The sequence below is a fragment of the Agrobacterium sp. Ap1 genome (assembly GCF_017313375.1).
GTDB classification, from domain to species: Bacteria; Pseudomonadota; Alphaproteobacteria; order Rhizobiales; family Rhizobiaceae; genus Neorhizobium; species Neorhizobium cellulosilyticum.
The window spans coordinates 459,089-477,416 of record NZ_JAFLMY010000001.1 but is presented as its reverse complement, the minus strand read 5'-3'; the positions used below and the strand labels follow the sequence as shown (position 1 = coordinate 477,416).

The 18,328-nt window shown below is 58.5% G+C and carries 20 protein-coding genes; 11 read left to right on the top strand and 9 right to left on the bottom strand.

Annotation, left to right across the window (positions count from 1 at the left end):
• Window positions 1-184 precede the first annotated feature (184 nt).
• The 6 genes from JZX87_RS02290 to JZX87_RS02265 all read left to right on the top strand — a co-directional run bounded on the left by JZX87_RS02290 (window position 185) and on the right by JZX87_RS02265 (window position 7,659).
• Entirely contained in the window at window positions 185-1,432 is a 1,248-nt protein-coding gene (locus tag JZX87_RS02290) for an ABC transporter substrate-binding protein (protein ID WP_206823901.1), read from the top strand.
• A 265-nt stretch (window positions 1,433-1,697) separates the two neighbouring features.
• Entirely contained in the window at window positions 1,698-2,624 is a 927-nt protein-coding gene (locus tag JZX87_RS02285; RefSeq protein ID WP_206823459.1) for a carbohydrate ABC transporter permease, read from the top strand.
• Window positions 2,621-3,502, top strand: coding sequence for a carbohydrate ABC transporter permease (locus tag JZX87_RS02280; RefSeq protein WP_206823456.1), 882 nt, complete (start codon window positions 2,621-2,623; stop codon window positions 3,500-3,502). Before JZX87_RS02285 ends, JZX87_RS02280 begins: the two co-directional genes overlap by 4 nt.
• A 6-nt stretch (window positions 3,503-3,508) precedes the next feature.
• Window positions 3,509-4,609 carry an ABC transporter ATP-binding protein gene (locus JZX87_RS02275; RefSeq protein WP_183820925.1) on the top strand — a complete coding sequence of 367 codons (1,101 nt, stop codon included), beginning with the start codon at window positions 3,509-3,511 and terminating at the stop codon, window positions 4,607-4,609.
• Between the two features lie 244 nt (window positions 4,610-4,853).
• Window positions 4,854-6,551 (top strand): sensor histidine kinase, encoded by a 1,698-nt coding sequence (locus JZX87_RS02270; RefSeq protein ID WP_206823454.1) that lies wholly within the window; start codon window positions 4,854-4,856, stop codon window positions 6,549-6,551.
• An 88-nt stretch (window positions 6,552-6,639) separates the two neighbouring features.
• The gene (locus tag JZX87_RS02265) at window positions 6,640-7,659 is read left to right on the top strand and encodes a DNA topoisomerase IB-related protein (RefSeq protein WP_183822224.1); all 1,020 of its coding nucleotides are present in this window, start codon (window positions 6,640-6,642) and stop codon (window positions 7,657-7,659) included.
• Window positions 7,660-7,860: 201 nt separating this feature from the next.
• Here JZX87_RS02265 and JZX87_RS02260 read toward each other — a convergent pair whose 3' ends face one another.
• The 3 genes from JZX87_RS02260 to JZX87_RS02250 form a co-directional block, all read right to left on the bottom strand.
• Window positions 7,861-8,421, bottom strand: coding sequence for a type 1 glutamine amidotransferase domain-containing protein (locus JZX87_RS02260; RefSeq protein WP_183820927.1), 561 nt, complete (start codon window positions 8,419-8,421; stop codon window positions 7,861-7,863).
• A 54-nt stretch (window positions 8,422-8,475) separates the two neighbouring features.
• On the bottom strand, window positions 8,476-8,673 hold the full coding sequence (locus JZX87_RS02255; protein WP_148143091.1) for a hypothetical protein: 198 nt from the start codon (window positions 8,671-8,673) through the stop codon (window positions 8,476-8,478).
• A 424-nt stretch (window positions 8,674-9,097) separates the two neighbouring features.
• Window positions 9,098-9,358: a hypothetical protein gene (locus tag JZX87_RS02250; RefSeq protein ID WP_183820928.1), complete on the bottom strand. Its 261-nt coding sequence runs from the start codon at window positions 9,356-9,358 to the stop codon at window positions 9,098-9,100.
• A gap of 165 nt (window positions 9,359-9,523) precedes the next feature.
• Between JZX87_RS02250 and glgX the strand changes: the two genes are divergently transcribed.
• A complete protein-coding gene (gene glgX, locus JZX87_RS02245; RefSeq protein WP_206823451.1) occupies window positions 9,524-11,602 on the top strand; it encodes a glycogen debranching protein GlgX in 2,079 nt (692 codons plus the stop codon).
• Between the two features lie 147 nt (window positions 11,603-11,749).
• A complete protein-coding gene (locus JZX87_RS02240; RefSeq protein ID WP_206823448.1) occupies window positions 11,750-12,286 on the top strand; it encodes an antibiotic biosynthesis monooxygenase in 537 nt (178 codons plus the stop codon).
• A gap of 21 nt (window positions 12,287-12,307) precedes the next feature.
• Here JZX87_RS02240 and glgA read toward each other — a convergent pair whose 3' ends face one another.
• Window positions 12,308-13,783, bottom strand: a complete 1,476-nt coding sequence (glgA, locus tag JZX87_RS02235; RefSeq protein WP_183820930.1) for a glycogen synthase GlgA — start codon at window positions 13,781-13,783, stop codon at window positions 12,308-12,310.
• A 375-nt stretch (window positions 13,784-14,158) separates the two neighbouring features.
• On the bottom strand, window positions 14,159-14,548 hold the full coding sequence (locus JZX87_RS02230; RefSeq protein WP_183685272.1) for a DUF2934 domain-containing protein: 390 nt from the start codon (window positions 14,546-14,548) through the stop codon (window positions 14,159-14,161).
• Window positions 14,549-14,620: 72 nt separating this feature from the next.
• Here JZX87_RS02230 and JZX87_RS02225 point away from each other — a divergent pair, with 72 nt between their 5' ends.
• Window positions 14,621-14,974 carry a hypothetical protein gene (locus JZX87_RS02225; protein ID WP_148143096.1) on the top strand — a complete coding sequence of 118 codons (354 nt, stop codon included), beginning with the start codon at window positions 14,621-14,623 and terminating at the stop codon, window positions 14,972-14,974.
• Window positions 14,975-15,027: 53 nt separating this feature from the next.
• Here the strand turns inward: JZX87_RS02225 and JZX87_RS02220 are convergent, their stop codons facing one another.
• From JZX87_RS02220 to JZX87_RS02210, 3 genes are all read right to left on the bottom strand, one after another.
• Window positions 15,028-15,528 carry a YciE/YciF ferroxidase family protein gene (locus JZX87_RS02220; RefSeq protein ID WP_183820932.1) on the bottom strand — a complete coding sequence of 167 codons (501 nt, stop codon included), beginning with the start codon at window positions 15,526-15,528 and terminating at the stop codon, window positions 15,028-15,030.
• 119 nt (window positions 15,529-15,647) lie between these two features.
• Window positions 15,648-15,818 carry a hypothetical protein gene (locus JZX87_RS02215; protein WP_183685317.1) on the bottom strand — a complete coding sequence of 57 codons (171 nt, stop codon included), beginning with the start codon at window positions 15,816-15,818 and terminating at the stop codon, window positions 15,648-15,650.
• A 185-nt stretch (window positions 15,819-16,003) separates the two neighbouring features.
• Complete coding sequence (locus tag JZX87_RS02210) at window positions 16,004-16,210, bottom strand: hypothetical protein (protein ID WP_183820933.1); 207 nt, start codon at window positions 16,208-16,210, stop codon at window positions 16,004-16,006.
• A gap of 165 nt (window positions 16,211-16,375) precedes the next feature.
• Here JZX87_RS02210 and JZX87_RS02205 point away from each other — a divergent pair, with 165 nt between their 5' ends.
• Window positions 16,376-16,882: a sigma-70 family RNA polymerase sigma factor gene (locus JZX87_RS02205; RefSeq protein WP_343062176.1), complete on the top strand. Its 507-nt coding sequence runs from the start codon at window positions 16,376-16,378 to the stop codon at window positions 16,880-16,882.
• Window positions 16,883-16,912: 30 nt separating this feature from the next.
• Window positions 16,913-17,428, top strand: a complete 516-nt coding sequence (locus JZX87_RS02200) for a superoxide dismutase family protein (RefSeq protein WP_206823438.1) — start codon at window positions 16,913-16,915, stop codon at window positions 17,426-17,428.
• Between the two features lie 2 nt (window positions 17,429-17,430).
• Here the strand turns inward: JZX87_RS02200 and JZX87_RS02195 are convergent, their stop codons facing one another.
• Window positions 17,431-18,156, bottom strand: a complete 726-nt coding sequence (locus JZX87_RS02195) for a glutathione S-transferase (RefSeq protein ID WP_206823436.1) — start codon at window positions 18,154-18,156, stop codon at window positions 17,431-17,433.
• Window positions 18,157-18,328 lie beyond the last annotated feature (172 nt).

Genomic DNA, 18,328 nt, shown 5'->3' with positions numbered 1-18,328 from the left:
TTTCTTTCAAGTGGACGAACATTCCTCTGAAAATCGATATTTGTCGAGCCGGATCAATACTTTAAAAAATTGATCACGAGCAATTCGAAAACCTTCATCCATGGGTTGACACTTGCTCGGGTTATAACGTTATAAATTGCCTATCCGGAGAGGAGCCCGGATTTGGAGGAGATCATCAATGAATATTCGTGCCATTACAAAACTGGCCGCCGGTGCCGCGTTGATCGCGATGACAGCCGGCGCCGCCAAGGCCGCTGAAGTCGAAGTCCTGCACTGGTGGACGTCGGGCGGTGAAGCTGCAGCACTCAACGTGCTGAAGGAAAACCTCGCCAAGGAAGGCGTCACCTGGAAGGATATGCCGGTTGCTGGTGGTGCCGGTTCCGCCGCCATGACCGCACTTCGCGCCCGCGTCACTGCAGGCGATCCGCCGACTGCGGTTCAGCTGCTCGGCTTCGACCTGCGCGACTGGTCGGAAATGGGCGTTGCCGCCAACCTTGACGATCTCGCCGCCAAGGAAGGCTGGGACAAGGTCATTCCGCCGGCTCTGCAGGAATTCTCCAAATATGACGGTCACTGGGTGGCCGCACCGGTCAACATTCACTCGACCAACTGGCTGTGGCTGAACAAGGCCGCACTCTACAAGGCGGGCGGCAAGGTTCCGACCAATATCGACGAGCTGTTCGCGCTGCTCGACAAATTCAAGGCTAACGGCATCGTCCCGCTCGCCCATGGCGGCGTTCCGTGGCAGGATGGCACGCTCTGGGAAGCCGTGGTTCTTTCCCGCGGTGGCCCGGATTTCTACAAGAAGGCGGTGCTCGAAGCCGATCCGGAAGCACTTTCCAGCGACACGATGAAGAAGGTCTTCGACGACATGTCGAAACTTCGCACCTATTTCGACCCGAACTTCTCCGGCCGCGAATGGAACCTGTCGACGGCGCTCGTCATCGAAGGCAAGGCTGGCGCGCAGGAAATGGGCGACTGGTCTAAGGGCGAATGGCTGCGCGCCAAGAAGGAGCCGGGCAAAGATTTCGTCTGCATCCGCTTCCCCGGCACGCAAGGCTCGGTTCTGTTCAACGCCGACCAGTTCATGATGTTCGACGTGGGCGGTGATGCCGCCGCCGCGCAGATGAAGATGGCATCCGCCGTCGAAAACCCGGCCTTCCAGATCGCCTTCAACAAGGTGAAGGGTTCGGTTCCGGCCCGTACCGACATCCCGGATACGGATTTCGACGATTGCGCCAAGAAGGGCATGAAGGATCTGGCTGAAGCCTCGTCCAAGGGCACGCTGATGGGCTCGCTGGCTCACGGCTACGCCCAGCCGGCCGCCATCAAGGAAGCCATGCTCGACGTCATCACCCAGCATCTCAACGGCCAGCTGACGACGGATGCGGCGCTGAAGCGCCTGCCGGAAGCGGTTGCTGCGGCGAAGTGATTGTCTGACGCTGGAGTGCGGGATTTGTCCATGTGGCGGGTCACGCACTCCCTCATTCCTGTGCTTGTCACAGGAATCCAGCCACGCGAAGTCTTTTGCGTGAAAAGACTCTTCCGCACCGCAGACGCGGCGCTGCTGGATCCCTGTGACAAGCACAGGGATGAGGGTGGAAATGGCAGCGTCCGCCTCCAAACAACTGGCATTGGCGACCGTGAGGTAATTCTCGGTTCCTAATTTTTCTATTCAGCTCCGACCGGAGACCCCCATGACGACAATCGAACCGATGCCGGTCATCACCCCGGAACGGCCGCGGAAATCCTTAGGCGACACGTTGCGCAACGGCCTGCCGAAACTTGTTCTGGCGCCGTCCTTCGCCGTCATCCTGATTTTCGTCTACGGCTTCATCCTCTGGACGATCACGCTTTCCTTCACCACGTCGCGCATCCTGCCGGTCTATAAATGGGGCGGGTTTGATGCCTATTTCCGGCTCTGGTCGCAGCCGAACTGGTATGTGGCGATGCAGAACCTCGCCATTTTCGGCATTCTCTACATCGCGCTCTGCACCGCGATCGGGCTTTTCATCGCCATCCTTATGGACCAGCGCATCCGCGCCGAAGGCGTTCTGCGGCCGATCTTTCTTTATCCGATGGCGCTCTCCTTCGTCGTCACCGGTACGGCGTGGAAATGGTTCCTCAATCCCGGCCTCGGGCTGGAACACACGATGCGCAATCTCGGCTGGGAGAGCTTTACCTTCGACTGGCTGGTAAACCCGAACATGGCGATCTACACCGTCGTCATCGCCGGCGTCTGGCAGGCGTCGGGCTTCATCATGGCGATGTTTCTGGCCGGTCTTCGCGGCATCGATGGCGAAATCATCAAGGCGGCGCAGATCGACGGGGCATCGACGGTATCCATCTATCGCCGTATCATCATTCCGCTGCTGCGGCCGGTATTCCTCTCGGCCTTCATCGTGCTCGCCCATATGGCGATCAAGTCCTACGATCTCGTAATCGCACTCACCGGCGGCGGGCCGGGCAATGCCACCGAGTTGCCGTCCACTTTCATGTATTCCTACACGTTCAATCGCAACCAGATGAATGTCGGTTCGGCCAGCGCCGTGATGATGCTGATGGGCATTACCGCGATCATCGTGCCCTATCTCTATTCGGAACTGCGGGAGAAGAAGCAATGAGCGCCGCGCCCGAAACTATCAGCGCCGGCTCGGCGCGCTTCACCCGCTATTTCATCTATGCGGCGCTGATCATCCTTGCGGTGGTCTATCTTCTGCCGCTCTACGTAATGCTGTCGACCTCGCTGAAATCGCTGGACGAGATCCGCGGCGGAGACATGCTGGCGCTGCCGACCGACCCGTCGATCGCCGCCTGGACGAAGGCCTGGGGCGAGGCCTGCATCGGCGTTTCCTGCGTTGGTATCAAGGGTTACTTCTGGAATTCGATCAAGATGGTGGTGCCGGCCGTCATCATCTCAACGCTGCTCGGCGCGCTCAACGGTTACGTGCTGACCAAATGGCGGTTTCCGGGCCACAAGATCGTTTTCGGCATGATGCTGTTTGCCTGCTTCATCCCGTTCCAGGCGGTGCTGATCCCGATGGCGCGGCTGCTGGGACTGATGGGCCTGTCGAACTCGACGACCGGGCTCGTTATGGTCCATGTGATCTACGGTCTCGGCTTCACCACGCTGTTTTTCCGCAATTATTACGAAGCCTTTCCGGACGAACTGGTGAAGGCCGCGATGATCGATGGCGCAGGGTTCTTCAAGATCTTCTGGCGCATTCTTCTGCCCAGTTCGGGGCCGATCATCGTTGTCACCGTCATCTACCAGTTCACCAATATCTGGAACGACTTTCTGTTTGGCGTCTCCTTCTCGTCCGGCGAAGCCTCGCCGATGACGGTGGCGCTCAACAACCTCGTTTCGTCCTCCACCGGCGTGAAAGAATACAATGTCGACATGGCCGCGGCCGTCTTTGCCGCGCTGCCGACATTGTTCGTCTATGTCGTCGCCGGACGCTATTTCGTGCGCGGCCTGATGGCCGGCGCCGTCAAGGGATAAATCTTCATGAGCTTTCTTCAGATCAAGAACATCCGCAAGAAGATCGGCAGCGTCGAGATCCTCAAGGGTATCGATATCGAGCTGGAAAAGGGCGGCTTCCTCGTGCTGGTCGGCCCGTCCGGTTGCGGCAAGTCCACGCTTCTGAATGCGATCGCCGGTCTTCTGCCGCCGTCCTCGGGTGACATTGTCATCGACGGCCAGGTGGTGACAGACCTGCACCCATCGAAGCGCGATATCGCCATGGTCTTCCAGTCCTATGCGCTTTATCCGAACATGACTGTCGAAGAGAACATCGCCTTTGCGCTGGAAATGCGCGGCGTCGACAAAACTGAGCGTGCAAAGGCTGTGGCGCAGGTGGCGAAAACCCTGCAGATCGAGCATCTCCTGACCCGTCGCCCGAGCCAGCTTTCCGGCGGTCAGCGCCAGCGTGTGGCGATGGGCCGTGCGCTGGTGCGCAAGCCGCGCGTCTTCCTGTTCGACGAGCCGCTTTCGAACCTCGATGCCAAGCTGCGCGTCGAAGTGCGTGCCGAGATAAAGGCGCTGCATCAGAACACGCATGCGACGATCGTTTATGTCACCCACGACCAGATCGAGGCTATGACGCTCGCCACCAAGATCGTCGTGCTGAAGGAAGGTATCGTCCAGCAGGTCGGCACGCCGGCGGAAATCTACAACCGTCCGGCCAATCTCTTCGTCGCGGATTTCATGGGATCGCCGGCGATGAACATGTTGAAGGGCAGGGCGGTTTCAGGCGGTATCCAGCTGTTCGGCGCCGGTGGCCAAGGCGTGACCGTCAGGGTTCCGCCTTCGGTCACGACACCGCTCGCCGAGGGGAAGGAGGTCATCGTCGGTCTACGCCCTGAGGCGATTTCCGACGAAGGCTCTGCCGATGCCGCTGCCTTGGCCAGTGCGCAGATCGATGCGGAGGTCACCATCGTCGAACCGACCGGATCGGATACGTTCGTAACCGGAAAACTCGACGGCACGACGTTTACCGGTCGCGCCCGCGCGGAAACCGTTGTCGAACCCGGCCAGACATTCCGCTTCGTCTTCAATCTCGACAAGGCAGTGGTTTTCGATCCCCAAAGCGGGCAGCGGATTGGCTGATCTTCGTCGGGCAGGCTAAGTTCCACACATTTGTCGATTGTCCCGAAACGATACGGCAGACACGTTTTCGCAACATTGTGGGGCAACGCACAGCTCAGTTGTTCCAAACACATGTTGGCGCGATCTGCAAAAGCAGTTAGAACCGTTTTGGCTAAGATGTATTAGCGTAGGGCGGGACGACTGATGATCAGTGACAGCGGGCGGGCTTCTGCCTGCAGCTTTATTATTGGCTTAAGATAGCGGAATGTTTAAGTTTTCGCGTCTTTTCCCCACAGCCTCGATCGGCGCCTATCTGATGGCGCTGGTGATTGTCGTCGCCTTGCCGTTGCTGGCTTTTGTCGGTTTTCTTGTCCTGCAACTCGAGGGGCAGGAACGCGAAGGACTAGCCAACGAGACCGCCGAGGATGCGCAGCTGATTGCGCGCTCCGTCGATCGCGAATTGCAGGACATGGCGACGACGCTTCGCCTTCTGATTACCTCGCCGGAGCTTGAAGCCGGTGACCTGAGAGCCTTCCACGACCGCACCCAGCGCAGCCTGCGCTCCAATTCGCTTTATGTCATCGTCGTCGACAAGGATGGCCAGCAGCGGCTCAACACCCGTTCGCCCTTCGGTGATCCGCTGCCCAGCATGTCGAACATGCCGGCACTGGAATCGGTGCTCAGGTCGGGCATTACCGAAGTCTCCAGCGTGTTTTACGGCAAGACGAGCAACAGGTGGGTGTTCAACGTTGCCATGCCGCTGCCGGATGCGCTTTCGCATTCCGGTTCTGCGATCATCATGACGCAGAATGCCGAAGACATGGAAAAGCTGATTTCCATCGAGGGACTTCCTGCAGGCTGGTCGGCTGCGGTCATCGACGGACAGGGGCAGGTCGTGGCTTCTGGTGGGGCCGACAGAATAGCATCCGGCAAGCCGTTCGATCCCGATACGCTAAGGTTGATGACCGGCTTCAAGGGCACGATCGAAGATGTCGAAGGTGATGAGAGGCAGATGTACGGCTATGCCCAGATCACCGGCTGGACATGGAAGGCCGTCGTCTGGGGGCCGATCGCCTCGGCGCAGGAAGGCATCATCACCACATTCAAGCAACTGGTCGCGGGGGGCGTGATCTTTCTCACGCTGGCGGTTCTGTTTGCCTATACGATTGCCCGTCAGCTTCGCACGCCGATCCGGCAGATCGCCGACATGGCGGACAGGATCGGCAAGGGTGAGATCGTCTCGCCGGTCGAGACGCGTATCACCGAGGCCAATCAGGTGGCGGTCGCGCTGTCGAATGCGTCCTTCGACCGCAGCGAGGCCGAAGACCGTATCCATCTCATCCTGCATGAACTGGTGCATCGCACGAAGAATATCCTGACGCTGGTGCAGGCGATGATGCGCCAGCTCGGCCGTCAGGACACGACCATGCCGGAATTCCAGAAGGCGATCAGCACACGCCTGCACGGGCTTGGAAAATCCATCGAGGCGCTGGCCAAGGAGCAATGGGCCGGTGTGCGGCTGATGCGCGTCATCGAGATTCATCTTTCGACCTTCGAGGCCGGTGACCGGCTTCTGGTGTTGGGCGAGGATTTCATGCTCAAGGCAGAGGCGGTCCAGAATCTCGGCCTCGTGCTGCACGAGTTGGCGACCAATTCGGTCAAATATGGCGCACTGTCGGTGCCGCATGGGCGTGTACGGATTTCGTGGGACGATGTCGCTCCCGACGATGACGGCGAGCCGAAGATCAGGCTGGTCTGGGAAGAAAGCGGCGGGCCGCTGGTTAGCGAGCCCTCCCGCAAGGGGTTTGGAACGACCATCATCCAGCGCCACGCAGTTGCTGCCTTTGGCGGTCAGGTGGATGTCGAATTCCGCCCGGAAGGCCTTGTCTGGAGACTTGTGGCGCCGCGCGCCAATCTGGAGCGCGACGATGCCGTCGACGAGCGGCGCAGTCTGGCAATGTAGTTCGACGTGATTTGATCGGTTCGCGCAGGAACGAAGCGTGGTTCGCGTCGTTTTAGCGCTCATGGATCTGTCGCTCAAAACAATCGAAATCGACGCCGCTTCGCTCAAAGCCATCGGGCTTACCTATGTCAGCGATACGGAGCCGGGCATTCGCCGACTAAAGCGCGGCAAGGGCTTTTGCTACAAGCTGCCGGACGGATTGCTTCTGACAGATGAAGACGACCGGCTGCGTATCTCGGCGCTGGGGCTTCCTCCGGCCTATGACAATGTCTGGATCTGCATGGACCCGCAGGGGCATCTGCAGGCGACGGGTTACGATTCCCGCGGGCGAAAGCAGTATCGGTATCATGCCGACTGGCAGAGCTTTCGCAGCGAGCAGAAGTTCGATCAGTTGGCCCGGTTCTGCGAGGCCTTGCCGCGCATTCGCCGCAAGGTGAAGCGCGATCTTGCGCTCGGTCTCGACAAGTCCGATTGCGTGCTGGCCGCCCTCGTGGCGCTGATGGATGTGACGCATCTGCGCGTCGGCAACAAAGCCTATGCCAAGGAAAACCGTACCTACGGGGCAACGACGCTTCTGAAACGTCATATGATCCTGTCCGGCGACGGTGTGCTTTTGAAATTCACGGCCAAGGGCGGCAAGCGCGTGCAGCACACGCTCAAACATCCACGACTGCAGCGCATTCTGGAAGAGATCGCTGATCTTCCCGGCCGCCAGCTGTTTTCATTTCCAGACGAGCACGGCACCGCCCGTTCGGTCGATTCCGGCAGGCTCAACGCCTATCTCGCCAAGGCTGCCGGCTTTCCGGTTTCGGCCAAGACCTTTCGCACCTGGGGTGGCAGCTTGGCCGCTTTCATGACGGCATGGACGATCTTGGAGGAAGAGGGCAAGCGGCCGAAGATAAAGGCGCTGACCAAAGCCGCTTCGGATGTGCTGCAGAACACGCCCGCCGTCTGCCGCTCAAGCTATATCCATCCGAGCATTCTCGATCTTGCTGAGGATGATGCGCCGTTGCGTCGGATCATGGAGGCCGGAAAAACATCCAAGTCTCCGCCGCGCGGATTGCGGATGAACGAGGCGCGTTTACTGGCATTTTTGAAGGAAGAGTAAGGCCAGGTGGCGCTGGATTGCAGCTAAGCTCTTGCGCTCGTCCAGTTGCCCCTCGCTCTCTCCCCGCGCGTGGCGAAATGACGTTCCTGATATAGGCGGTAGGGAGAGCCGGCGCCGGTGCGGCATGTTCCTTCCCCCCGCAAGCGGGGAGAAGGTGGCGGCAGCCGGATGAGGGGCCTCCACCAGATCGAAGTAGGGCAATCAGGCAGCGCGGCGCTGGTGCAGGCCTTCTTCAACTTCCTCGACGATCTTGTCGACGAAGGCTGCGAGGTCTTTTGGCGAGCGCGATGTGATGATGCCGCTGTCGACCACGACGGCTTCATCCTTCCAGTTGGCGCCGGCATTGCGCAGGTCGGTGCGGATAGATGCATAGGAGGTTGCCTTGCGTCCGCGCAGGGCATCGGCCTCGACCAGCAGCCATGGACCATGGCAGATGGCGGCTACCGGTTTGCCGCGGCTGATGAAATCGCGAACCAGCTGTACGGCGTCCTCGTTCTTGCGCAGGACATCCGGGTTGATCTGGCCACCGGGCAGAACGAGCGCGTCAAAATCCTCCACCTTCGCTTCCTTGACATCGAGATCGACGGTCACACTGTCGCCCCAGTCTTTCTCGTCCCAGCTCCTGATCTCGCCGGATTTGATCGAGGCGATTTTCACTTCGGCTCCGCGCTTTTTCAGCTCGTCGTAAGGTACGCGCAGTTCCGAACGTTCGTAGCCATCGGTGGCCAAGATGAGGATATTGGCGGAATCGATATTCGCCATGATAAGCTCCTTTTGGGATTGTTCTTCTTGAGATGAGCGGTGGCTCGTCAGTCTCTAGAGCCTGCCGGTCGACAGGTCGCGTCCGTTGATTGATGCGGGCACGCTGATTTCTTCACGCGGTGTCTTGGGAAGCGGAAGCGCAACGGCTTCCGGAACCACGACCTGAAGATCTTGCGGGCGGGCGACATGGAATGTCGACTGTTCCCGCCGGGTCAGAAAACGGTTCCTGAGCATTCTGAATAAGTGCAGCATGGCAGTCTCCCGTATCAGTCGCTCGCGATAACAAGTGGCGACCTGTCACGAGGGCTAACAAGCCCGGGCGGAGAAACGTTCCCACAATTTTACATCCGGCAATGGATCGCGAGGCTGTTCTGGATGGCCTTTCGCCTCAAGCATAATGCTCCCGCGGCCACTAGGCCACGAGAGCTTGGGGCCTCTTTTGTCGAGGCCTCATTCCCCTCCTCGGGAAACTTCAAACCGGAATAACGAACATATAGCAGGCGGCAATGACCAGCGCGAAACCTGCAACTTCAAACCATTCCCTGACCATGGTCGCCTCCATCGAACTCTGGACCAAGAACGTGCTGTTGCCATTCTAGTTCCATGAAATTGCCATAAAGATGGCAGGACGGCCACAAATATTAAAATGTGCTGAAACACGATGCCGACATGGTATCTAGCTCGCGGAAGCCCGCGCCCGCGCGGCTTCCAGTATGGCGCGAATTTCACGGGCGGAGGCGTTTTCGATCGCGAAAGCGCTGTCCGGCATGACGCCTGGATCTTCCTCGTTATCCTTGAAGGTCGCGTCATCGCGCAGTTTCTTGAGGAATGTCGTGATTGTCACTTCGCCACCGATCATGGCTGACAGCATTTCGATCATCAGTTCGCGATGAGCGTTGAGCCGACCTTCGAGTTCCTGTGGTGTCAGAGATGTCATATTTTTACCCTCCTGTCGCAGCGTGAAAGATAGACGGGACGCGAAGCGGAGAACGATCCTGGCGACGATCTCGTTCCGCGCAAAACGAAGGCGGAACCAAATGCCGCGCTGCACGATTGTAGGGCAGATTTTCTCGATGGCGATCTTACCGCGAAGGGGCGTTGCATGGACATGAAGAGCAATCAGTTCACGATCGAATCCGGCGACTGGACACGGCTCGGCGCCAATTTCGATGGTGAGGGCGTCAATTTTGCAATCTTCTCGGCCCATGCGACACGGGTAGAGCTGTGCATTTATGATCCGAGCGGAAAGATCGAAATCGCCAAGCTCGACCTGCCGGAATATACGCACGAAATCTGGCACGGTTATGTGCCTGGGCTGAAGCCTGGTGCGCTATACGGGTTTCGCGTCCACGGTCCGTTCGAGCCGGAGGCCGGCCATCGTTTCAACCCGAGCAAGCTTCTGATCGACCCATATGCTCGCGAGCTTGTCGGCGATATCGAGTGGAACGAGGCGCATTTCGCCTATGATCTCCTTCACGAGGACAAGGACCTCACCTTCGATACGCGCGATAGCGCGCCATTCACGCCGAAGGCCAAGGTGATCGACCCTTACGCATTCGACTGGCAGGACCAGAATCGTCCCAATATCCCCTGGCCGAAGGCCGTTGTCTACGAGACCCATGTGAAAGGTTTTACCCAGCTCAATTCGGCGTTGCCCAACGAGTTGCGCGGCACGTTTGAGGGTATGGGCCACAAGGCTTCCGTCGATTATATCAAGAGCCTCGGCATTACCTCGGTCGAGCTTCTGCCGGTCCACTGGTTCCCCGACGACCAGCACCTGCTCGACAAGGGGCTGAAGAACTTCTGGGGCTATAACTCGCTCGGTTTTTTCGCGCCGGCGTCACGTTATTACGGTCCGCGCGGTATCCAGGGGTTCCGCGATATGGTGCGGTCCTTCCACGATGCCGGCATCGAGGTCATTCTCGACGTGGTCTACAACCACACGGCGGAAGGCAACGAGCTTGGACCGACTCTGTCGTTCAAGGGTATCGACAACTTCTCCTATTACCGCACCCTGCCGGATAACCACCGTTATTACATCAACGACACCGGCACCGGGAACACGGTGAACACCTCCCATCCGCGCGTGCTGCAGATGGTGATGGACAGCCTGCGCTACTGGGCCGAGCACATGCATGTCGATGGTTTCCGCTTCGATCTCGGCACCATTCTGGGCCGCGAGCCGGAAGGGTTCGACCAGCGCGGCGGCTTTTTCGACGCGATGACGCAGGATCCGGTTCTCTCCAAGCTGAAGCTGATCGGCGAGCCATGGGACATCGGCCCGGGCGGTTATCAGGTCGGCGGCTTTCCGCCCGGCTGGGCCGAATGGAATGACAAATATCGCGACACGGTGCGCGAATACTGGAAGGGCGACAATGTCTCGACAGATTTCGCCGCACGCCTGCTCGGCTCGGGCGATCTCTACGACCAGCGCGGCCGCCGGCCCTGGGCGAGCGTCAACTTCATCACCGCCCATGACGGGTTCACGCTGAATGACCTCGTTTCCTATAATGAGAAACACAACGAGGCCAACGGCGAGGACAATAACGACGGTCACAACGACAATCGGTCCTATAATTACGGTGCTGAAGGCCCGACAGAAGAGGAAGGCATCAATGCCGTTCGCGACCGGCAGAAGCGCAATTTTCTCGCCACGCTTTTCTTCTCCCACGGCACGCCGATGCTGCTTGCGGGCGACGAGTTCGGCCGCAGCCAGATGGGCAACAACAATGGTTATGCGCAGGACAGCGAGATTTCCTGGGTCCATTGGGACGACCTGCCGGAAACCTGCGAGGAATTGCGCGAGTTCACCCGCCAGGTAATCAAGCTCAGGGCCGAGCAGCCGCTCCTGCGCCGCGAGAACTGGCGCGACGGCATGGATATCAAGTGGTTCAATGCCGGCGGCGGTTTCCAGCAGCCGGACCAATGGGACGAGGGAACAACGCTCGGGGTCTATATCGGCCGCGGCGACCTGCAGGAAGAAGAAGGCGTCTGGCACGACGTGCTTCTCTTGTGCAATCCGTTCGAAGGCAACGTCCCCTTCCGTATCCCCCAGTTCGGGGAGGGCGGCTGGGTGCTGGAACTGACCACATCCGACAGCGCCAAACGCGGGCTTACGATCACTAAGGAAAAGGATTTCGAGCTGGAAGGTCGAAGCCTGGCCCTGTTCAGGCGGCCTTGAAGCCTTGCGCACGAGTTGAGCCCTTGTCCGGTTGACAAGGGCTTCCTGCTTTCCTAGCAGTCGAACACCCTACCGCGCCATTTCCCTTTTCCGCTCCATGGAGCGTAACCCCTCCCGGATCTGGCCTCTCAACAAGGATCAGGCCAGATGTCCCAGGTGACGCGTATCGTCCATCGGCGCGCCAATGTCGGTTGCGAAACGCAGTATGAAGAGCTTGCGCGGGGCATGCTGGAAGCTTCGTCGAAGTCGAAGGGTTACAGATTTTCGACATTGATCCCGCCGCGGGTCGAAGGCGAGGAATTCCATATCGTCCAGGTGTTTGCCACCCAGTCGGATCTCGATGAATGGCGCCAGTCCGATGTTTCGCATGAATGGCATGAGCGGCTGAAACAGGTTTCAGACCATCCGCCGGAATACCGCATCTTCAATACCGAGGATCTCTGGTTTTCGGCAACCGGTCTCGCCCTTCCGCCCAAGCCGCCGGCACGCTGGCGCATGGCCTTCGTCATCTGGATGGGGATCTTTCCCACCGCATCATTCTATGTTTATTTCCTCTTCCCGTGGCTCGCCGACATCCCGTTCCTTTTGAAGATGTTCATCGCCACCGTCTTGATCGTTCCGACCATGTATTTCGGTATCCTGCCGCATCTTTTGCGGTGGATGGGCTGGTTTCTGAAGCGGTAAGCTTTTCCGCCCGGACCGATCTCACCAGAATTTCAGGCGTCGCAGGCCTGTGTTCGGCGAGGCTTTCTGGACGAGGCTGCGGTAGACGGCGGCATATTGCTGGCCGCTGCGCTCCCAGGAGAATTTCGTCTTCATGCCCTGGTTCTGCAGCCGCGCCCACATCTTTGGCTGCTCGTAAGCATGGAGTGCACGCCTGAGCGCCAGCCGCAGGCCGTTGGTCGTTACCGGATGGAACTGGAAGCCGGTTGCCACGCGCGCGGACATGGCCGCGTCATTGGCATCGATGATGGTTTCCGAAAGTCCGCCGGTGCGCGAGACGACGGGTACGCAGCCGTAACGCAGGGCGTATAGCTGGGTCAGGCCGCAAGGTTCGAAACGCGAGGGCTGGACGATCGCGTCCGCGCCGCCCTGGACGAGATGCGCGGTCGGTTCGTCATAACCGATATGGACTGCCATGCGACCGGGATAACGTGCTGCCGTTTCCAGCAGTGCCTGTTCGATGTCGTGGTCACCCTCACCAACGATAATGACCCTGCCGCCGTTGTGGATCACCTCGTCCGCCGTCTCGGCCAGCATGTCGATGCCCTTCTGCCACGTCATACGGCTGATCGCGGCAAAGATCGGTCCCCTGTCGTCAGGATCGAGGCCGAAACGGTCGAGAAGCGGCTGCCTGTTGTCACGCTTGCGGCGCAGGGTGGCTATGTCGAAGGTCTGAGGCAGGAATTCGTCGGTAGCCGGATCCCAGACATCAAGATCGATGCCGTTGACGATGCCGCGTAACACTTCCACTCGTTCGTTGAGCACGCCGTTGAGGCCCATGCCGAAACGCGGCGTCAGGATTTCGCGGGCATAGGTCGGGCTGACTGTGGTGATCACATCGGCCGTCTGCAGCCCACCTTTCAGGAAGCTGATATCACCGAAATATTCCAGCTGGTCGATGGAATAGGCTTCCGGCGGCAGTCCAAGCCAAGGTAGCAGATCGGCGGAATATTGCCCCTGAAAGGCGATGTTGTGAATGGTGATGACGACCGGGGTGCTGCAGCCGTTCTGGCGCATGTAAACCGAAGTCATTGCCGACTGCCAGTCATGGGTATGGACGAGGTCGGGAACCCAACCGGGCAATGCGCCTGCGGCGATCTCGGCTGCGGCGAGTGAAAGGACGGCAAACCGCTTCCAGTTGTCCGCGTGATCCTTGCCGAATTGGTCGACATAGGGGCCGCCGGGGCGGTCGTAGAGGGCAGGGGCATCGAGCACCAGAAGATCGAGACCTTCGACCGAGCCGTGTCTAAGCGTTGCCTTCTCGCCAAGAAGGTCTTCGAATTCCATCAGCGTGGTCGATTGGCCAAGCTGTTTCATCACCTTTGGATAACCGGGAATGAGCGATGTGGTTTCGATCCCGAGCGGTGCAAGCGCCTTGGGAAGCGAACCGGTTACGTCTGCCAGTCCGCCGGTCTTGATCAGCGGATAGATCTCCGACGTGACCGACAATATCTTCATCTTGGCACTTTCCCCCTGGGCCGCGACAGAATCAAAGCCTACTCGATTTCGCCGCCGGGGATAGAGGGTATTATGTGTGTCGATCGAAACATAAGCACTCATCGGCTCGTGTCCTGCAAGATCGCGTGATCGCGTTGCGATTTGTCAAAATGTGCCGGTTTTCGCATTTGAGATCGGATAGTTCCGGCGAACGGTCCCAGGCTCTGGCGAACAAACCGGTTGCTTGGCCGGTTGCATGAATGTCGGGGAGTTGCATTCGTGCCGGTTTTCGAGCCCATATCCTCATCCCATAAAAATACAAAAAGAATTGCCCGGCGACAGGGTCGCCGGTTACTGCATCATTCCGGTGTTTAAAATTGGCTCTGACGTTAGAGCCTATTCGGCGTCCGCTTTCTTGGGACGCTTCTTGGTTTGCTCCGGTTTTACCGCAGCAGCGGCAGCCGGAACCTTAGCTTTGGCGTCGGCCTTAGCGGCCGTCGTAGGCTTGTCCGTCTTCTTTTCCGCTTTGGGGGCGGCAGTCTTGGTCGTTTTCGTGGCTGTCGTCTTTGCCGGGCCTGCCTTGGCCGGTTTAGCTTCTGCTGCCTTCGGAGCCTTTACCGCGGCGCCATTCTTCGGCGCGTCAGTCTCCCCTGCCGTGGGCTTGAGCGTTGCATATTCCAGCTTTGCCCGCTCCCAGTGCTCCATGTCCTTGCCGGAAGGATACCCCTCCTGCTCCCACAATTGATACGCTCTGTGCTTGATCCAGTTTTCCTGAGAAGCCGCCATCATCGTCTCCATTGCCCAAATCGAAAAACTCATGCACTGCAAAAAAGTTCCGAGGAAATGTTAAAAACTGCAATGTCGCGTGAAGACATTGCAATCCATCAGTTGAATTCTTCCCGAAATGCTGGAACCTTTGCGCTGTTGCTCGGTTCCGTTATCGGGAAGGAGATGATCGTCATGCACAACTACTGCGATATAATGCCTCATGCGACCGGATGGGTCTATGTCATCGATGGCGTTCAATCCGCGTCATTCTATCACAGTTACGAATTAGCGCTTGATGCGGCCCGAACTCACCTCGCAACGCGTGGCAGACGCGATGGCCGTATCTTCAGATGCCAGGCCCTTAACGGGAATATGCTGCCAATCGACATTGCCGCCGTGATGCAGCCCCCCGGTACCGGGATAGGACCGGTTGCTTATCGTTGAACCAAGCAAAGCCCGGAGTGATCCGGGCTTTGCTTTTTCAAGCATTTGTCTCGTCACGCGGCTTTCTTCGCTGCGGCGTTGACGGCGCCTTCGGCGAGATTGGTCAGCAGTTCGTCAGTGCTGGATTCTTCCTGCAGCGTTTCATCGAGCAGCTTTGCAACATCCTTCATGCCCAACTGCAGAGCCCACGCACGAAGTGTGCCATATCGGCTGATCTCGTAGTGTTCGACCGCCTGGGCGGCGGCAAGAAGGCCGGCATCGAGAGCGGGCGTGCCCTTGAATTCGTCCAGAATTTCCTCGCCTTCCGACAATATGCCTTCGATCGCATCGCAGGTCTTGCCCTGGGCGCGTTTGCCGAGGATTTCGAAAATCTGTTTCAGCCGCTCGATCTGACCCTCGGTTTCTTCCCTGTGGGTCTGGAAAGCAGCCTTCAGTTTAGGGTCCTGAGCGCCACGCGCCATTTTCGGCAGCGCCTTCACGATCTGCCGCTCAGCGTAATAAATGTCCTTGAGGGTTTCGTAGAAAAGGTCGTCCAGCGTCTTTGACGTCGCCATCTTGGTTCTCCCTATCGATTGTCCGATTGACATTGCGGCGATCTAACTGCGGGAAGACGGCGTTAGTTCCGTGTCTGTACGGTTGCGGACAAAGGGGGAGGTGGTCTGTCCGAAAAGGCTTATCGTGCGAGCTTGTCGTTAAGCGCAGTCTGCAGCTGTCGGGCGAGGTCGAGCAGTCGATCGGGAATGTCTTCCTTCTCGATCTCCGTCAAAAGGCTTGAGACCTTGCCATTGACGCGGCGTCCCATTCTTGCCTCGCGCTCATCGACCTGAGCATTTTCCTTCGCCATTCCGACCCCTAGGTTCAGAGGCGCCGCACGCAGACCCGGCAACCGATATCCAGATGTGAAGTTTATATCAGACTTCCATACAGCAAGACCGGTCGTCCCAAAATCCCGAAAATGTCACAGATGAATACAAACGAAAATAATGGGCGGCCTACGGTGCCAGCCGCCCGTTCGGGGCATGCCCTATCTCAATGTTTCGGCGGCTTTGGCGTGCCGGCCGGAATGGACGTCGTGCTGGTGGCAACCGGATCGCTTGCCGGGAAGGTGTCTTCCAGCCCTTCGTTCAGTTGCTCCTCCAGATCCTGCCTATTTCCTTTCTCGCGTGCGGATTTCTCGACCCGCTTCTGGCTATCGTCGCGCGATGTCGTGTTCGGTGATCCGTTGTTCATGCCCATGATCTCGTCTCCTGTGCTTGAATGGTCCCGACGATAAAAACGGGCGTCGGGTGGGCTTTGTTCCGCCACGGCAAAACAGGTCCCGAGTTTTCGGAACCAAAAGGCGAATGCATGCGTTTGCCACCCGTCAATTCAGCCCTGATGAGTAAGGAGAGGTAGGCAACGGTGTCTGACTCACAGTTGAACGGTGACCCTGCTCGTCAAGATATTGTCAGGCTTATACCGGCTCTTCGCGCATTTGCCCGCACCTTCTGCCGCAACCCCTCGGATGCGGATGATCTGGTGCAGGAAACCCTGATGAAGGCGCTCGCCAATCTCGACAAGTTCGAGCGTGGTACCAGGCTCAAGTCGTGGCTTTTCACGATCATGCGTAACACGTTCTATACACGATCCAAAATTCTCGGGCGCGAGGCGCCGGGCATAGAGGAGAATGTGTCGGGCGACACGCCGATCGCGGCTTCACAGGAAATGGCGGCGCGGGCGCGTGAAGTGCAGCGTGCGTTGCAGAAGCTTCCACCGCATTACCGCGAAGTGCTGACGCTGGTGGCGATCCTGGGAGAAAGCTACGAAGCGACGGCGGTAATCTGCGATTGCGCGGTCGGTACCGTCAAGAGCCGGCTCAATCGCGCTCGCCACCAGATCCTGCAGGAACTGGGGGAAGAGACGGGCTGACGGCCCGCCGCATAAAACCAGGAGGAAACCATGAAATATCTGCTGACTGCAGCTTTCGCAGCTGCCGCCATCACCCTGCCGAGCATGGCGATGAGCCAGGATGCTTCGAAGGCAACGGCCAGATTTGTCGGCTCAGAAGGCAAGGAGATCGGCAAAGCCGACCTTACCGGGACCAAGGCCGGCGTAATGATCGCTGCCGAAATCAGCGGATTGCCGGCCGGTCAGTGGGTTGCCTTCCACGTGCATCAGACAGGGACCTGCGATCATACGACCGGCCATGAATCGGCAGGCGGTCATTTCAACCCCACAAATAAGGAACACGGCTATCTTGCCGCAAACGGCCAGCATGCCGGCGACATGCCGAACCAGTATGTGCCGGCCGACGGCACGCTCAGGGCGCATGTGTTCAATACGGGTGTTACACTGGAAGATGGTGAAAGTGCCATCAAGGGCAGGGCGCTGATGATCCATGCCGGACCCGACGATTATTCCGGCCAACCTTCCGGCAATGCCGGCAAGCGCCTTGCCTGTGCGGTCATCGAATAGGATCAGCTCGTCAGGTCGAGTTCGGGATAATGACGGAAAATTCCGGACTCGCTGAAGGGAAGGCGACGTTCGGATTTCAAATAGGCCGCAATGGACGGACGTTCGGCGACCCTGTCACGAAGAGCAGATAGGTGCGGATAGTCGTTCTCCGCAGCCCCCATCGCCTTTGGAAATGCGTAGTGCAGGCCTTCCATTACCTGAAACAGTGACAGGTCGACATAGGTGAGGCCATGTCCGACGATAAAGCCTTTGCCTGCCGGATTGGTGGGAAGCATCCGTTCGAAATAGCCGAGGAATTTCGGGATGCGATCCCTGATGAAGGCGATTGAGCGGGCCTTGGCTTCCGCCTTCTGATCCTCGTAATAGTCGCCGGTGCTGATCGGATGGTGCGTATCATGGACCTCTGCGATGAAATCTGTGATCGTCAGCTGCAGCCCGTTCGTGATCAGGCGGCTCTTTTCGTCGTCAGCAACGAGCCCGAGCTTCGGGCCGAGATATAAGAGGATGTTGGCGACATGCGAGATGACCAATTCGCCATCCTTCAGGAAGGGTGGGGCGAAAGGCGTCTGGTCATGGCCGTGGCTTCCCTTGAGGAACTCCATCATCGCCTGCGTGCCGGTCGAGCTGCGGCACTTGTCGATATATTTGGCGCCGGCCTCCTCGAGGGCCAGACGGACAAATTCTCCTCGTCCCTGAATGCCGTCCCAATAATAAAGTTCATAGGGCATGCTGTCTGAAAACTCCCTCACTTCAAGAAAAGACATAGGGGTGCCATGAGGTTTTCAAGGCGGCAGTTTCGATCTGCTCGCGATGATTGGTACAATCCTCTCGCATTGAGTGTTCCAACCTCTGTCCTTTCCAACTGTTCCTCCTAATTTACCTTTTGCGCGGGGCCGGTTC

What these genes read in the sequence shown, in the direction of transcription:
- JZX87_RS02225 (WP_148143096.1), top strand. Translation starts at nt 14,621, where the DNA reads ATGTCGCGTGAAGACATTGCAATCCATCAGTTGAATTCTTCCCGAAAT.
- JZX87_RS02250 (WP_183820928.1), bottom strand. Translation starts at nt 9,358, where the DNA reads ATGACATCTCTGACACCACAGGAACTCGAAGGTCGGCTCAACGCTCAT.
- JZX87_RS02220 (WP_183820932.1), bottom strand. Translation starts at nt 15,528, where the DNA reads ATGGCGACGTCAAAGACGCTGGACGACCTTTTCTACGAAACCCTCAAG.
- JZX87_RS02215 (WP_183685317.1), bottom strand. Translation starts at nt 15,818, where the DNA reads ATGGCGAAGGAAAATGCTCAGGTCGATGAGCGCGAGGCAAGAATGGGA.
- JZX87_RS02210 (WP_183820933.1), bottom strand. Translation starts at nt 16,210, where the DNA reads ATGGGCATGAACAACGGATCACCGAACACGACATCGCGCGACGATAGC.
- JZX87_RS02195 (WP_206823436.1), bottom strand. Translation starts at nt 18,156, where the DNA reads ATGCCCTATGAACTTTATTATTGGGACGGCATTCAGGGACGAGGAGAA.
- JZX87_RS02270 (WP_206823454.1), top strand. Translation starts at nt 4,854, where the DNA reads ATGTTTAAGTTTTCGCGTCTTTTCCCCACAGCCTCGATCGGCGCCTAT.
- JZX87_RS02280 (WP_206823456.1), top strand. Translation starts at nt 2,621, where the DNA reads ATGAGCGCCGCGCCCGAAACTATCAGCGCCGGCTCGGCGCGCTTCACC.
- glgX (WP_206823451.1), top strand. Translation starts at nt 9,524, where the DNA reads ATGGACATGAAGAGCAATCAGTTCACGATCGAATCCGGCGACTGGACA.
- JZX87_RS02275 (WP_183820925.1), top strand. Translation starts at nt 3,509, where the DNA reads ATGAGCTTTCTTCAGATCAAGAACATCCGCAAGAAGATCGGCAGCGTC.
- JZX87_RS02200 (WP_206823438.1), top strand. Translation starts at nt 16,913, where the DNA reads ATGAAATATCTGCTGACTGCAGCTTTCGCAGCTGCCGCCATCACCCTG.
- JZX87_RS02240 (WP_206823448.1), top strand. Translation starts at nt 11,750, where the DNA reads ATGTCCCAGGTGACGCGTATCGTCCATCGGCGCGCCAATGTCGGTTGC.
- JZX87_RS02230 (WP_183685272.1), bottom strand. Translation starts at nt 14,548, where the DNA reads ATGGCGGCTTCTCAGGAAAACTGGATCAAGCACAGAGCGTATCAATTG.
- JZX87_RS02285 (WP_206823459.1), top strand. Translation starts at nt 1,698, where the DNA reads ATGACGACAATCGAACCGATGCCGGTCATCACCCCGGAACGGCCGCGG.
- JZX87_RS02255 (WP_148143091.1), bottom strand. Translation starts at nt 8,673, where the DNA reads ATGCTGCACTTATTCAGAATGCTCAGGAACCGTTTTCTGACCCGGCGG.
- glgA (WP_183820930.1), bottom strand. Translation starts at nt 13,783, where the DNA reads ATGAAGATATTGTCGGTCACGTCGGAGATCTATCCGCTGATCAAGACC.
- JZX87_RS02260 (WP_183820927.1), bottom strand. Translation starts at nt 8,421, where the DNA reads ATGGCGAATATCGATTCCGCCAATATCCTCATCTTGGCCACCGATGGC.